Origin of the sequence: Veillonella parvula, assembly GCF_032577575.1 — a bacterium.
In the GTDB taxonomy this organism is placed as follows: domain Bacteria; phylum Bacillota; class Negativicutes; order Veillonellales; family Veillonellaceae; genus Veillonella.
This window is the reverse complement of record NZ_JAWFVO010000001.1, coordinates 98,259-112,898: the sequence shown is the minus strand read 5'-3', so window position 1 is coordinate 112,898 and position 14,640 is coordinate 98,259. Positions and strand designations below refer to the sequence as shown.

General features: G+C 39.2%; 17 protein-coding genes. 2 read left to right on the top strand and 15 right to left on the bottom strand.

Annotated features, from left to right (window positions below):
* Positions 1–43: 43 nt before the first annotated feature.
* From E7K77_RS00530 to E7K77_RS00465, 14 genes are all read right to left on the bottom strand, one after another.
* The gene (locus E7K77_RS00530) at positions 44–1,243 is read right to left on the bottom strand and encodes an elongator complex protein 3 (protein WP_024061460.1); all 1,200 of its coding nucleotides are present in this window, start codon (positions 1,241–1,243) and stop codon (positions 44–46) included.
* Positions 1,244–1,413: 170 nt separating this feature from the next.
* A complete protein-coding gene (gene rnc, locus E7K77_RS00525) occupies positions 1,414–2,154 on the bottom strand; it encodes a ribonuclease III (RefSeq protein ID WP_004693448.1) in 741 nt (246 codons plus the stop codon).
* Positions 2,154–3,398: a beta-ketoacyl-ACP synthase II gene (fabF, locus tag E7K77_RS00520; RefSeq protein WP_004693446.1), complete on the bottom strand. Its 1,245-nt coding sequence runs from the start codon at positions 3,396–3,398 to the stop codon at positions 2,154–2,156. Before fabF ends, rnc begins: the two co-directional genes overlap by 1 nt.
* A gap of 35 nt (positions 3,399–3,433) precedes the next feature.
* The gene (locus E7K77_RS00515; protein WP_008600668.1) at positions 3,434–4,390 is read right to left on the bottom strand and encodes an NAD(P)H-dependent flavin oxidoreductase; all 957 of its coding nucleotides are present in this window, start codon (positions 4,388–4,390) and stop codon (positions 3,434–3,436) included.
* A gap of 77 nt (positions 4,391–4,467) precedes the next feature.
* Positions 4,468–4,698, bottom strand: coding sequence for an acyl carrier protein (locus E7K77_RS00510; RefSeq protein ID WP_004693441.1), 231 nt, complete (start codon positions 4,696–4,698; stop codon positions 4,468–4,470).
* Between the two features lie 51 nt (positions 4,699–4,749).
* Positions 4,750–5,493, bottom strand: a complete 744-nt coding sequence (gene fabG, locus E7K77_RS00505; RefSeq protein WP_105086565.1) for a 3-oxoacyl-[acyl-carrier-protein] reductase — start codon at positions 5,491–5,493, stop codon at positions 4,750–4,752.
* Between the two features lies 1 nt (position 5,494).
* The gene (fabD, locus tag E7K77_RS00500) at positions 5,495–6,436 is read right to left on the bottom strand and encodes an ACP S-malonyltransferase (protein WP_004693437.1); all 942 of its coding nucleotides are present in this window, start codon (positions 6,434–6,436) and stop codon (positions 5,495–5,497) included.
* A gap of 11 nt (positions 6,437–6,447) precedes the next feature.
* On the bottom strand, positions 6,448–7,392 hold the full coding sequence (gene fabK / locus E7K77_RS00495) for an enoyl-[acyl-carrier-protein] reductase FabK (protein ID WP_004693435.1): 945 nt from the start codon (positions 7,390–7,392) through the stop codon (positions 6,448–6,450).
* Between the two features lie 15 nt (positions 7,393–7,407).
* Positions 7,408–8,403 (bottom strand): beta-ketoacyl-ACP synthase III, encoded by a 996-nt coding sequence (locus tag E7K77_RS00490; protein WP_012864189.1) that lies wholly within the window; start codon positions 8,401–8,403, stop codon positions 7,408–7,410.
* Positions 8,387–9,415, bottom strand: a complete 1,029-nt coding sequence (plsX, locus tag E7K77_RS00485; protein ID WP_004693432.1) for a phosphate acyltransferase PlsX — start codon at positions 9,413–9,415, stop codon at positions 8,387–8,389. The genes E7K77_RS00490 and plsX overlap by 17 nt, the downstream gene beginning before the upstream one ends.
* Before the next feature lie 3 nt (positions 9,416–9,418).
* Positions 9,419–9,979 carry a transcription factor FapR gene (gene fapR, locus E7K77_RS00480; RefSeq protein WP_004693429.1) on the bottom strand — a complete coding sequence of 187 codons (561 nt, stop codon included), beginning with the start codon at positions 9,977–9,979 and terminating at the stop codon, positions 9,419–9,421.
* Between the two features lie 305 nt (positions 9,980–10,284).
* On the bottom strand, positions 10,285–10,461 hold the full coding sequence (gene rpmF, locus E7K77_RS00475; RefSeq protein ID WP_004693428.1) for a 50S ribosomal protein L32: 177 nt from the start codon (positions 10,459–10,461) through the stop codon (positions 10,285–10,287).
* 25 nt (positions 10,462–10,486) lie between these two features.
* A complete protein-coding gene (locus E7K77_RS00470; protein WP_024061188.1) occupies positions 10,487–10,999 on the bottom strand; it encodes a YceD family protein in 513 nt (170 codons plus the stop codon).
* A gap of 100 nt (positions 11,000–11,099) precedes the next feature.
* Positions 11,100–11,234, bottom strand: a complete 135-nt coding sequence (locus E7K77_RS00465; RefSeq protein ID WP_004693422.1) for a rubredoxin — start codon at positions 11,232–11,234, stop codon at positions 11,100–11,102.
* Between the two features lie 548 nt (positions 11,235–11,782).
* Between E7K77_RS00465 and E7K77_RS00460 the strand changes: the two genes are divergently transcribed.
* A complete protein-coding gene (locus E7K77_RS00460; protein ID WP_012864188.1) occupies positions 11,783–12,736 on the top strand; it encodes a nitronate monooxygenase in 954 nt (317 codons plus the stop codon).
* A gap of 21 nt (positions 12,737–12,757) precedes the next feature.
* On the top strand, positions 12,758–13,306 hold the full coding sequence (locus tag E7K77_RS00455; RefSeq protein ID WP_004693416.1) for a gamma carbonic anhydrase family protein: 549 nt from the start codon (positions 12,758–12,760) through the stop codon (positions 13,304–13,306).
* A 93-nt stretch (positions 13,307–13,399) separates the two neighbouring features.
* On the opposite strand, the gene E7K77_RS00450 is transcribed toward E7K77_RS00455, so the two are convergent.
* Positions 13,400–14,638 carry a chloride channel protein gene (locus E7K77_RS00450; protein ID WP_325305803.1) on the bottom strand — a complete coding sequence of 413 codons (1,239 nt, stop codon included), beginning with the start codon at positions 14,636–14,638 and terminating at the stop codon, positions 13,400–13,402.
* Positions 14,639–14,640: the final 2 nt, after the last annotated feature.

Here is a 14,640-nt window from a genome sequence, read left to right as displayed (position 1 = left end):
CTGCCTCCTTTCTACCAACAACCCTAAATAATCATATCTTTTATTATAACACATATTGCAGGCCATCAATACAGCAACGAACGGTATTTCTCGTGCGTTCTTCACACCATTCAAATGCATACTGCGGATACTGAATCTGAAAGTATTTAACGTTTCGATTATTAAGGCCTCGCACCTTAGATGTTAAGCATCTCGGATAAGAAATAACAATATTATGCTGTACTGCAATACCATTATTCCTAATATAATTTGTTCTATCATTATTAGTGTTATCTATATATCCACTATTATCAGCATTATAAGCACTAACTCCACTAAATCCTAGATTTTCATAAGTAGCGTAGTCAGTTAGATTAAAACAATCGTTACTTAGTGCGTACGTATACTGAGATGCATGCTCATCAATACAACGTTCAATTCGCTGCTTATACTGTTCGTTCACAACCAGCTCCCCCATAGCGGGCTCATATGGCCCCGCTACTAAGCTATTCCTAGAATCTAATTCTTCTGTACTTTGTAAACCCGTGCGAATGACTTCAATGCCATGCTGTTCAAACCAATCTTTTAAAAATGAACAATACTGTATAGCTAGCTCAGTACTTAGTGGTTTATATTCTCCAGCTCTATACTGTTCGGCTAGCTCTGTATTTTCTATAACTAGTACGGGATAGATACGTACAAAATCAGGTCGTAATGCGGCTACTGCAATGGCCGTTTCTATTATGGTTTGCCAAGTCTCTCCTTTTAGTCCCGGTAAAAGTTGAACCCCAACGGTCATATCACGATGTTTTAATCGTGTAACAGCCTCTACTACCTCTTGTGCCGTGTGCCCCCTCTTAGCATCGACTAAAATACCATCATTCATAGACTGCACACCAAGTTCCACAGTTTTTACTCCATAAGACTGTAATAATGTAATCGCTTCATCTCCTACAGCATCGGGCCTTGTAGAACAGCGTATGCCATCAATGAGGCCCTGTTGAAGCATTTCATAGGCAGGCATTAATAATTTATGTTGTAAATCTTTAATAATAGCCGTAAATGATCCACCATAAAAGGCAACCTCCCAAAACTTTTCATTCCGCTTTGTTCCTACATAGTCTTTGATTGTTTGTTGTATATATTCTGGAGTTAGGTGACTAATACCAGATTGGCCTGTAATACGAGATTGATTACAAAATGTACACACATAGGGACAACCTACGTGAGGTATAAAAAAGGGAATCATACCAAATGGTTTCATAGACACCTCCTCTTCTTATGTAAAAATTATTATTCATCTATTATTATATAGATTATTGTTCATCTATCATTATATAGATCATTATTCATCTACCATTATATAGATTATTACTCACATACTATATATTACTCACATACTATTATACAAAAAAAGCGCCATTCGGCGCTTTTCTATTTATCAGCCATCAACTTTTCTAAAGTCAATTGAGCCGCATGTTGTTCTGCAATTTTTTTACTTTTACCAGAGCCGGCCTCGTAAGTAACACCATTAATTTCAACCTCCATATGGAAGGTTTTAGCATGATCGGGACCACTTTCACTGAGCAAATGATAGACAATATGTTTATCCCCATCACGTTGCACATATTCTTGTAATAATGTCTTATAATCTTTGCCCCGCTTACCTTCTAAGGCTTGCATGATATAGGTAGTTAAATGCTTTAAAACAAAGGCCATAGCCGTTTGATAATCTGTAGAAATATAAATGGCACCGATGAGAGACTCAAAGGTATCCGCTAATATAGAGTTTCTATCGTTACCACCGGAAGCGCGTTCTCCATGACCGAGCAATAAATATTGTCCTAGTTGCAAAGAACGACTCACAGATGCTAAAGAATCCTCACACACTGTAGCGGCCTTAATTTTCGTTAAATTACCTTCAGCCATATCTGGATATGTCTTAAATAGGTATTCCCCAATAATAAGATCCAAAACAGCATCGCCTAAAAACTCTAATCGCTGATTGTGATGAATATGCTTTGATTTATGTTCATTCGCATAAGAAGTATGTGTAAAAGCACAATCTATAATGGATATATCTGACACAGGTATGTCTAAACGAGCAACAAGCTCATGAAGAGATTCTTCACGAGCTTGTGTTATCTTACTCTTATGCGTTTCGATAGTAACCATTAAGCTTCATAACGGCGAATGCAAAGTGTACCGTTATGACCACCAAAACCGAAAGAGTTAGAAAGTGCACATTTTACTTGAAGTTCACGTGCGCCTTCACGAACATAGTCCAGATCCAAACCTTCATCAGGATTGTCACAGTTAATTGTAGGGTGAACTTTACCAGTTTCAATCGCCATTGCCATTACGATAGTTTCAATAGCACCAGCAGCCCCCAATAAGTGACCTGTCATGGATTTAGTAGAGTTAACAGCGATATTTTTAGCGTGATCGCCGAACAATTCTTTAATAGCCAATGTTTCATTTTGGTCATTAAGGCCAGTAGATGTACCATGAGCATTGATGTAGTTAACGTCTTTAGGATCAATACCTGCATCTTTAATTGCTAATTCCATACATTTACGAGCTTGAACACCACCTGGAGCTGGTGCAGTGATATGGTAAGCATCACCATTGCTACCATAGCCCACAACTTCAGCATAGATATGCGCACCGCGTGCTTTTGCGTGTTCTAATTCTTCAAGAACTACGATACCAGCACCTTCACCCATTACGAAACCATCACGGTCACGGTCAAATGGACGGGACGCCTTTGTTGGCTCATCATTGCGTGTAGACATAGCTTTCATAGCCGCAAAACCAGCTACAGCAGCCGGAGATACCGCAGCCTCAGTACCACCAGCAAACATCACATCAGCATCTCCACGTTGGATGATACGGAATGCATCGCCAATCGCATTTGTACCAGAAGTACAAGCAGTTACGTCTGTAATAACTGGACCTTTAAGACCAAGGCGAATAGATACGCGTGCAGATGTCATATTTGCAATCATCATAGGTACTGCAAATGGACTTACACGGCCAGGACCTTTTTCGAATAATGTTTCATACACCTCATGGATAGAGTCAATGCCGCCTATACCTGTACCAACTACAGTACCACAGCGATCTAAATCTGCTTTATCTAAATCAAGATCAGCATCTTCACAAGCAAGAACAGCTGCACCGATAGCAAATTCTACAGAACGGTCCATACGACGAGCTTCTTTCTTGTCTACCCCATAGTTTGTAATATCAAAATCTTTTACTTCACCCGCAATGCGTGTTGCATAGTCAGATGCGTCAAAGCGTGTAATCGGCCCAATACCAGATTGACCTGCCAATAACGCATTGTAGAAGTTCTCTTTACCGATACCTACAGGAGTCACTGCCCCTAAGCCAGTAATTACTACACGTTTTTCCAATTATTCCACCTCTTATAGCTATACAGCCCTTTAAATTAATCGATCTCTGCTACTTGCTGTTTTAATTGAGCAAAGATATCTTTAACTGGCATAATCCTATCGACTTTTCTCATATTATTGCCAGAGAACACCAACCCCGTTTCCACATCACCTTGTTGTGCGCGAGAAAGAGCACGGATAATGCAGAATTTATGGGAACAATGTTTTAAACAGTTATCACACACCGTTGGAGGCGCTACAGTACCATCTAAAACAGATTCAGCAAATTTGTTTTTTATTGCTTGACCAGGCAAACCAACAGGACTTTGAATCAATACTATATCCTCAGGGTTTGTAGCTCGTACATACATTTTTTTCAATTCATCAGATGCATTACATTCATCAGAAGCAGCAAAACGGCTACCCATTTGAACACCACTAGCACCAATTTTTAACATTTCAACGATATCACGGCCATCTAGAACACCACCAGCAGCAATTACTGGAATGTTTTTTACCGCTGCTACAACTTCGGGAACGATTTCTCGAGCGGAACGATCCGTCCCCAAGTGTCCACCAGCTTCACAGCCTTCTACGATTACAGCTGCAGCACCTAAACCTTCAGAAATGCGAGCTAATTTTGCGGACGAAACAATTGGTACAATAGGAGTACCAGACTCTTTGCCCATTGCGAACATATCTCTTGAAAAACCAGCACCTGCTACTACAAGATCAATGCCTTCTTCGATGGCAGTCTTTACTAAGCCAGCAAATTGAGTTGCTGCTACCATCGCATTTATACCAATAATACCCGTAGGTGATAATTTTCTAGCTAATTGTATTTCGTATCGTAATTCATCGAAAGGCAAGCCCGATGCCGCAATAAGGCCGATACCACCTTCATTTGCAACGGCTGCTGCCAAGCGAGCTGTAGACAATCTAATCGCCATACCACCTTGAATAATAGGTACTTTGGCCACTAGATTCCCAATGCGAAGTTCAGGGAGCTTCACTATCAAATCCTCCTGTAAATAAAACCGGTTGGGAGGCCACTCGGCCTCCCGTTCGGTTGAATTGTTAGCTTTACAGCTTATTTAGCAGAATCAATATATTCTACTGTATCCTTAACGGTTTTAATTTTTTCTGCAACGTCGTCAGGGATTTCAACATTGAATTCTTCTTCAAATGCCATGATCAATTCAACGATATCTAAGGAGTCAGCGCCTAAGTCGTCGATGAATGTAGAATCAATGGTAACTTCAGCTTCATCAACGCCTAATTGTTCCACAACGATTGCTTTAACTTTATCGAAAGTGTTCATTAGTGGTTCACCTCCTTTCAAAGTGTATTTATATATAGTCTAATTTTACAACTACATTACCATGCCACCATCAACATTGATGACTTGACCCGTAATATAATTAGCAAAATCGCTAGCAAGGAATGTTACTACTGTTGCTACTTCTTCAGCATCAGCCATACGGCCCAATGGAATTTCAGTAACCATAGCTTCTTTAACTTTTTCTGGTAATACATCGGTCATATCTGTGTTGATAAAGCCTGGAGCAATAGCATTAACTGTAATACCACGGCTAGCCAATTCTTTAGCACAGGATTTAGTAAAACCAATTACGCCCGCTTTAGAAGCAGCATAGTTAGTTTGACCAGCATTACCCATAACACCTACAACAGATGTCATGTTAATAATATGACCAGAACGTTGTTTCATCATGATTTTAGATACTGCTTTAGTTACCAAGTAAACACCTTTTAGGTTGATATCGATAACAGCATCAAAATCTTCGTCTTTCATTCGCATTAACAAACCGTCACGCGTAATCCCCGCATTATTCACGAGAATATCAATGTGACCAAATTCTTTATGAGCTTCTTCCACCATGGAAGCAACTTCATCTACATTGGCTACATTGGCTTTAATTTTAATGGCTTTGCGGCCTAACGCTTGTACAGCTTCAACAGTTTCTTGCGCTGCACCTTCGCTACCGCTATAGTTTACTACAACATCAGCACCAGATTGTGCTAGATTGATAGCTACAGCGCGACCAATGCCACGGGATGCGCCAGTTACAATGGCTACTTTACCCTCTAAATGCATTTTATCGAACCCCCTTCAAAAATTCAAGCGTTTTCTCTAAGGATGCAATGTCTTCAACATTGGCTAATTCCATATCTTTGTTAATCTTTTTAGTAAAACCTGTAAGTACTTTCCCAGGTCCCACTTCAACAAAGCGAGTAACACCAAAGTTTACCATTTCAGCTACACAATCTTCCCATAAAACAGGGTTAGCGGCTTGAGTAACTAAGGACTCTTTAATGTCATTGGCATTAGTCAAAATCTTACCAGTAACATTTGCAACTACAGGAATTTGTGCATCACTCACTTGGATCTTATCCAATTCTTCCTTTAACCGAAGAGCTGCTGGTTCCATCAAACGGCTGTGGAATGGAGCACTCACAGGAAGCATTACTGCACGTTTCGCTCCTGCTTCTTTCATTTTTTCAGCTGCTGTTTCCACCGCTGCAGTTTCACCGGCAATAACGATTTGTCCAGGGCAATTGAAGTTAACTGCTTGTACAGAACCTACAGAAGCATTTACTTCTTCACAAATTTCTACAACTTGCTCACGAGGTAATGCCAAAATTGCCGCCATAGCGCCTTTACCCAATGGCACAGCTTCTTGCATATATTCACCGCGTTTATGAACTACATATACTGCGTCTTTAAAGTTCAATACACCGGCTGCTACTAGAGCACTATACTCACCAAGACTATGCCCGCCTACGATATCAGGCGTAAAGCCTTGTTCTTTTAGAATTTCATAACAAGCTACGGATGCAGTCAAAATAGCTGGTTGTGTATTTGCTGTTTTAACGAGCTCTGTATCAGGACCTTCGAAGCATAATTTACTGATGGAATAACCAAGTGCTTCGTCAGCCTCTTCAAAACGTTGTTTTACAATAGGATACGCATTATACAAATCTTGTAACATGCCTACTTTTTGAGAACCTTGACCAGGAAAAACAAATGCCGTTTTCATTAGGGGCCTCCTTATTTACTAAGACCTTGAAGATTCTTAATCACTGTTTCAGCTTCAGTCATGATATCTTTAATGATAGTTTCACATGGTTTAACATCTGTTAACATACCAGAAATTTGACCGATCATTACAGAACCTTCTTTTATATTACCATCAATAGCAGCTAAACGAAGTGTGCCAGCGCCTAATGCTTCCAATTCCTCTTTAGAACCACCACTAAATTCAAGAGATTTATATTTATGAGCTAACGCATTATCTATAATACGTACAGGATGACCTGTTGTTAAGCCAGTCATAACTGTAGCACGATCTTTTGCTTTCAATACAGCATTTTTATAATTTTCATGGGCAATACATTCTTCGGATAATACGAATCGTGTCCCCATTTGTACCGCTTTAGCACCTAATGCAAATGCCGCAGCCATACCACGACCATCTGCAATACCACCAGCAGCAATAACTGGTACATCTACAGCATCAACTACTTGAGGAATTAATGCCATAGTTGTAATATCACCTACGTGACCACCAGACTCTGTACCTTCAGCAATAATTGCATCAATACCGCCACGTAATAAGCGCTTTGCAAGTAATACTGATGCAACTACAGGAATAACTTTTGTACCAATTTCTTTCAAAGCGGGAACATAAACACCAGGATTACCTGCACCTGTAGTGATAACAGGAACACGTTCTTCCACAACTACTTCCATAACCTCTTTTACAAATGGAGACATGAGCATAATATTACAGCCAAAAGGCTTGCTAGTGCGCTCTTTTAATTTATGGATTTCATTACGGAAAATATCAGGAGGCATATGACCAGCACCAATAATCCCAAGGCCACCAGCTTCAGAAACGGCTGCCGCTAATTCTGCAGTACCGAGCCAAGCCATACCACCTTGAAAGATTGGATACTCAATCTGCAATAAATCACAAATGTCAGTCTTAATCATCTTGATGTGTCCTCCTTAATACCATTTCAAGACCAGGCTTGCCCATGTTAGGCCTGCACCAAATCCTGCAAACGCAACATTATCACCGCGTTTGAAACGTCCCTCGCGATTAGCTTCATCAAGTGCAATCGCTACAGACGCGGCAGATGTATTACCATACTTATGTAAATTAACAAAAACTTTTTCCATTGGCAGATGTAAACGTTTGGCTGCCGAATCAATAATACGAATATTCGCTTGATGAGGAATGAAGTAATCTAATTCGTTTAACTCCATACCAGCGCGTTCTAAGGATTTTAAAACCGTACGCCCCATCGTTTTAACGGCAAATTTATATACTTCAGGGCCATCCATATGAATAAATGTTAAGCCCTCTTCTACGCGTTGATCATTTGCCACCACAGCAGTGCCACCTGCAGGAATGCAAAGCGCTGGTCCGCCAGTGCCATCGGCGCCCATGTCAATACCTTTAATGCCATAGCCTTCAGGTACTTCAGATACTACTGCAGCCCCAGCACCATCACCAAAGAGGATACATGTACCACGATCATTCCAGTTTACTCGACGGGAAAGGATTTCCGCCCCCACGACGAGTACTTTTTTATAAATACCAGAACTAATATAACTAGCGGCAGTAATCAATCCATATACAAACCCAGAGCATGCCGCTTGTAAATCATAGGCTGCAGCGTTTTTGGCGCCTAAGTTCGCTTGCAATACACAAGCTGCCGAAGGAATAATCATATCTGGTGTTAAGGTAGCAAAGATAATCATGTCGATTTCCTCTGCAGTGACATTAGCCATTTGCATAGCTTTTTTTGCTGCCTCTGTCGCCATATAGGATGTATTCATACCTTCCGGTGCAATGCGTCGTTCTTCTATACCCGTACGCTCTCTAATCCATTGATCATTGGTATCAACCATTTTTTCAAGATCAAAGTTTGTTACTACATTGTCAGGAAGGAAGCTCCCAGTACCAATGATTCCTACAGGTTTATTCATCATAGTCATACTTTAAGGCTCCTTCAATATCCATCGTTTCTCTTATGTGTTGAATAATTTTACGCTCTACTAAATCACTAGCAATTTCAATAGCAGTTTTTATTTCTTTTGCTTTAGAACTACCATGAGCAATCATGAATACCCCATTAACTCCCAAGAGCGGAGCACCACCATTTTCTGTGTGATCCAAACGTTTTGCCATCTTTTTCAAAGCTGGCTTTACAAGCATAGCTCCTATCTTGGCGAAAATACTTCCTGCCATGATACTATCCTTTACTAATTGCGTAAGACCTGTTACTAAACCTTCCGCAAATTTAAGTACCACATTGCCTACGAAGCCATCACATACGACAACATCAACGGCACCTTTAGGAATATCACGACCTTCAATATTTCCTTTAAAATTGATAGTCTTCATACCCTCCAAAATCGGATACGTCGCCAATACGACATCGTTCCCCTTTGTGGCCTCTTCACCAATATTTAACAATCCTACAGTAGGATTTTCTTTTCCTAATAAAAGCTTAGCGTATTCAGACCCCATTAAAGCACCTTGTACAAGATGTTTAGGTTTACTATTAGAATTTGCACCAGAGTCTAACATAACTGTTATACCACTTACCGTTGGCATTGGAGTTGCAATGACAGGGCGGTCAATGCCCTTAATGCGACCGAGACCAAACAAAGCCGCTGCAACAGCAGCTCCCGTACTCCCCGGAGCAATTACAGCATCACAACGATTATCGCGAACCAACGAAGTAGCGACCACAACAGATGCATCTTTTTTCTTGCGCAATGCTTGACCTGGATGTTCATCCATGCCGATTACCTGGCTAGCATGATGTACAGAAATACGTGGATTCTTAGCTTCATTATTAGCTTCTAATATATCAAAAATTTGCTGCTCATCGCCGACGAGCACCACTTCAATGTGTTGATTTGCTCGTACGGCTTCAATGGATCCAAGTACAGTCTCCATTGGAGCAAAGTCGCCACCCATGGCGTCTATTGCAATTTTCATAATTTACACCCTATTCTCTACGGATTCCATAATAAATTTTGCGCGAAACACTTCTTTTATTTTATCTCTTATTATAACCCAAATAAAGAACTTATTACCTCGGCGACGAACAATTTCTGCTTTCGCTACCAAATTAGTACCAGATCCTACCGGGTTTTTATATTTTATATTTCCAACTTCCGCAGAGCAAACAGTCGTCCCCATAACCACTTTTGCAAGGGAATTTGCTTGCGCATATAAATACTGCGGTTCTACATATCCGAATTGATCTTCCATATCAGCCGTAGTACGCAACATAGATAATGCTTGGTGCCCCTCGGTGACATCAATCAATTCGCCAACCACTTCATATGATACATGTTCTGCCATTTCATGTGATTGACCTGTAGCCATAACACGAATGCGTTCACGCAATTCAGGAATACCCAATTCTAGTCGATCGAGACGAATTGTTGGCACACTTACACCAAAGTGTGTTGCCAATTCTTCATCAGTAAGAAATGGCGTAATATTCAGTTTTTCTTGTAACTGCTTCTGGCGCTCTTGCTTCTTTAACCGACTCATGGGACCACCTTTTATGACCTAGTATTAATATTACATCCTAAGTATATACAATAATTCCCTTATTGGCAAGACTTTTCATACATATAGTAAGATATTTTCATAGCATATACAAAATATAGTTGTTTTTTTATATTTTAGTATTATTGTTTATAAAAAATAAAAATGTGTCACCATCTTATAGAATAATCTTACTATAAAATAGTGACACTTGCTATTGATAACGAAACATATAAAAACATGAGTGTATATTTTGAAAGCATATAAAAAAGACGCCTACAAAGTAGGCGTCTCTCTCTGCTCACATATTAAGCATTAGCTACTACTTGTTCACCTTTATAGTGACCACATGTAGGGCAAACACGATGAGGCATCTTAGGTTCGTGGCATTGTGGACATGCTACATAACCAGGAGCTTCTAATTTCCAATTAGCACGACGACGATCGCGACGGCATTTAGACAATCTACGTTTAGGTACTGCCATTATCTGCACCTCCTTAGTACAATCATTAGGATAATCTATCATCTTTCTCATCAAGCAAAGCACGTAACTCTGCAAATCGAGGATCCACCACAAAGGATTCACAAGAACAAGGTGAAACATTTAAATTTGCTCCGCAATGAACGCACAATCCTTTGCAATCATCCTGACATAACACTTGAGAGGGCTCATTGATGATTAATGTATCCCTAATTAGTTCAGTTAAGTCAATTTCTTCTCCATCAAAAGAATTCACATCATCTGCAGCATCTCGACAATCACTAAAGATTTCCTCAAAGAAATCTTTTCGATAATGTTCTGTGTTATTTAAACAACGAGAACAATCATAATCGCCTTTAGACTGAATCGAACCTTGAACGATGTAATTTTGACCATCAAACCAAAACTCACCACTAATGGTTATATCATGACGGCTCCAAGGAAAAGCAGTTACGTCACCAAGCTCAGAGGCTGATATCGTATAGCTATAAGGAAATTTCTTTCCTATATGTTCTTTTGCTTGCTCTACTTGCAGTTTCATAATCTTACCTCGACTCATAATATTATAAACATGACATGGTGCTTTGTCAAATAAAAAAGACTATCTCAAGTGGACTCAAGATAGCCTTTTGGTAAGTCAATTACATTTTTTCGAATTGGTCTTTACCAACACCGCAAATTGGGCAAACATAATCAGCTGGTTGATCTTCGAATTTTACGCCTTCAACAGCTTCGTCATAAACCCAACCACATACTACGCATACATATTTTTCCATGTGTATTTCCTCCTTCACTTGAAAATTATTGTTTAATGTTTATCTTTAATTAATTCAGATACTCTATCTGTAATGTAGTATATCAAAGACATCGAAACTTTTCAATACTCATTTTCTTATTTTCTCATTTTTTATAATATTTAATAATCATAGATACTATGCGGTTTTCTACTACTTAACTCATTTGAAATATATTATCATTTAGTTTTTTTATCTTTAGACTACTGCTGAATATTTTATTTTAATCTAATAATTGGAAATTAATTTTGAAAGCATATTGTTTAAATAAATAACTATAATAACCTTATCTAAGGTGTACATAATTACTATATTATACTATTATATAGAGAAGAGATTATGTGACTACATATAATCTCCAAATAATATTACGCTTAATCTCTTTAGTATATAAGTATATACTGATGAATATTCTTGACTTTATTAATACTCTAATTTTATATAAGAAAATAAAATCATTCTTATATAAAATTCTCCTATAAAGGTATAATAAAGTTTCAGTAAATCAAATTGTTATCATAGGAGGCTTTATGAGAACAGCGTTAACACAACTTTTACAAATCGAATACCCTATCATCCAAGGTGCTATGGCTTGGGTATCTGAACACAAACTAGTTGCTGCCGTAGCTAATGCAGGTGCTACAGGTGTAATTGCTCTTGGTGGTCGTGATGCAGAATGGACGCGCAACGAGATTCGTGCCTGTAAAGACTTAACGGATAAGCCTTTCGGAGTCAATCTCATGTTAATGGCTCCCAATAAAGACGAATTAGTGGATATTATCATTGAAGAAAAGCCTGCATTTGTAACACTTGGAGCAGGCAATCCTGTACCATATATTAAACCATTGCAAGATGCAGGCATTAAAGTTATCCCTGTTGTTCCATCTCTAAAACTTGCTAAACGCATTGAAGAGGCTGGTGCTGATGCAATTATTATTGAGGGTATGGAAGCTGGTGGACATATTGGTAGCCAAACAACCATGTCCTTGATGGAAAATATTTTACCTGAGATTTCCATTCCTGTTGTTGTAGCAGGCGCTATCGTAGATGGTCGTGGTATTGCAGCAGCATTGTTGATGGGTGCTGAGGGTGTACAAATGGGTTCCCGTTTTTTGTTAGCTGAAGAATGCCAAGCCCACATAAATATGAAAGAAGCAATTATCAAAGCCACAGATACAGACTCTGTTGTAACGGGTCTCCTCTCCGGTCACGGTGGAGTACGTAGCTTGAAAAACGAATTCACTACACGTTACTTAGCTGCCGAAACAGATGGTGTCACTACTCCTGAAGAACGCACCAAAATGTCCCAAGGTACTAACAAACGTGCTGCTATCGATGGTGATGTTATAAATGGTGCTGTACAAGTTGGACAAGGTTTAAACCGACTTACTACTATTGAACCTGCTCACACTATAGTACAAACAGTAATGAACGAAGCTATCATGTCTATTCGTAAAGCACAACGTCTTATTGAAATCGTATAGTTAATAAATTAGGAGTTCCTTATGTTACCATTTCACGGAAAATACCCCAAATTAGATCCCAAAAGTTGTGTTATGCCTGGTGCAGAACTTGCAGGTGATGTTGAACTAAAAGAATATGCTTCAATTTGGCAAAACTGCGCACTTCGCGGTGATGTAAATAAAATTGTAGTAGGTCGCTATTCCAATGTACAGGATAACTCTGTATTACACGTTGATGACGACAGGGCTTGCATTCTTGGAGATTACGTAACAATTGGCCATGGTGCAATAGTACACGCTAGTACCATTGAAGATAATGTATTAGTTGGAATGGGCGCTATTGTATTGAGCGGTTGTCATATTGGCTCTGGCTCTATTATTGCTGCTGGTGCAGTCATAAAGGAGAACACTGTAATCCCACCTAATTCTTTAGTTGTTGGAATCCCAGCTCGCATAGCTCGTACAGATGAAACGCAAATCGAACGTATTCACAATCAAGCACTAAAATATAAACACTTGTGGACTGTAGAATATGGCATGCTTCCTGATGCGGGTGGCGAGGAATACGATAAGAACGCCAAAATCGTATAATTACATATACATTAAAAGCGGATAGCTGATTAACTCAACTATCCGCTTCTTTTCTATATATTATATTTAACTTTTATTAACTGTTATTTATTGCTACTTAGCGCTATTTAATTTTGATTGAATAATTTGCTCTACCATAAGGGCTGTCCCCATTGTTAAAGCTATAGGAAACAACATCTCTACAGAGAAACGAGATAATTCAAGCATAAATACACAAGATGTCATAGGCATTTTTTGTGCAAGGCCTAAGAATACTACGGCCCCCACAAAAGCAGACATTCCCAAAGATACTGGCGCTATAGCAATAGCCCATACGGTACCAAATACGATCCCCAAAGTACTACCTAACATCATAGATGGAGTAATACGCCCACCATAAGCTCCAGCTGCTAATGCGAGTAATACCGCTACCCACTTAGAACCAAATAATCCTAATGCATAAGTCCATGTAATATCATTAGTAAAGGTTAATTCGTTCCCAGCCTTACCATTCCCTAGAATTTCAGGGAAATACATAGCTAGCGCACCAATAATTGTAAACGCAACGATAGATATTGGGATCATAACAGGACTGCTACGATGAATAGAAGGTAGCTTACTTTGTGTAATATTAAATAAAACAACACCAATTGCAATAATAGCGCCTAAAACGATAGAAAACTCTACATAATGACTCCCTAAACTGGGTTGTGCCATTGTATATTGAATGACATCTCCTACGCCAGCTTGTCGAGTTACAAAAGTTGCTAATCCACAGCATATAAGTGCAGCACTCATTGCGCCTATATTCCAAGTAAGGAGCAAGGTTTCTAACGTAAAGATTGCCGCCGATAATGGTGAATTATAAACTGCAGCTAGGCCAGCACCTGCAGCACATGCAATTAATAATTGACGATCTTCTTGTTTTATATCAAAATGTTTAACTAGAAAGGTGGTAATACCAGCGCTAGCCTCACGTGGTGCAACTTCTCGACCTAATGGAGAACCAATACCTACCGTAATTATTTGTAGTGTTGCATGTAAAACAGTAGTAATTGGATTCATATCCATTTTACCAGAAACTGCCGTTTTTATATCTACAACGCCTTTACCATATCGGTGAATTAAAACCCAACCTACGCCACCTATCACGCCACAGATGATTAAGGGTATCAATCGTTCTACTGGTGATACTCGGGCCACAGCTACACCAAAGCTTAAATGATCAGAAGAAGAATAATTATATACGAAATGTTGAATTCCATGTAATAAATGCGTATAGGAAGCTCCTACTAACCCCGCTATAAAGCCAACTATAATAATGAGACCTATCAATCGTTTATCAAAAGCCATAC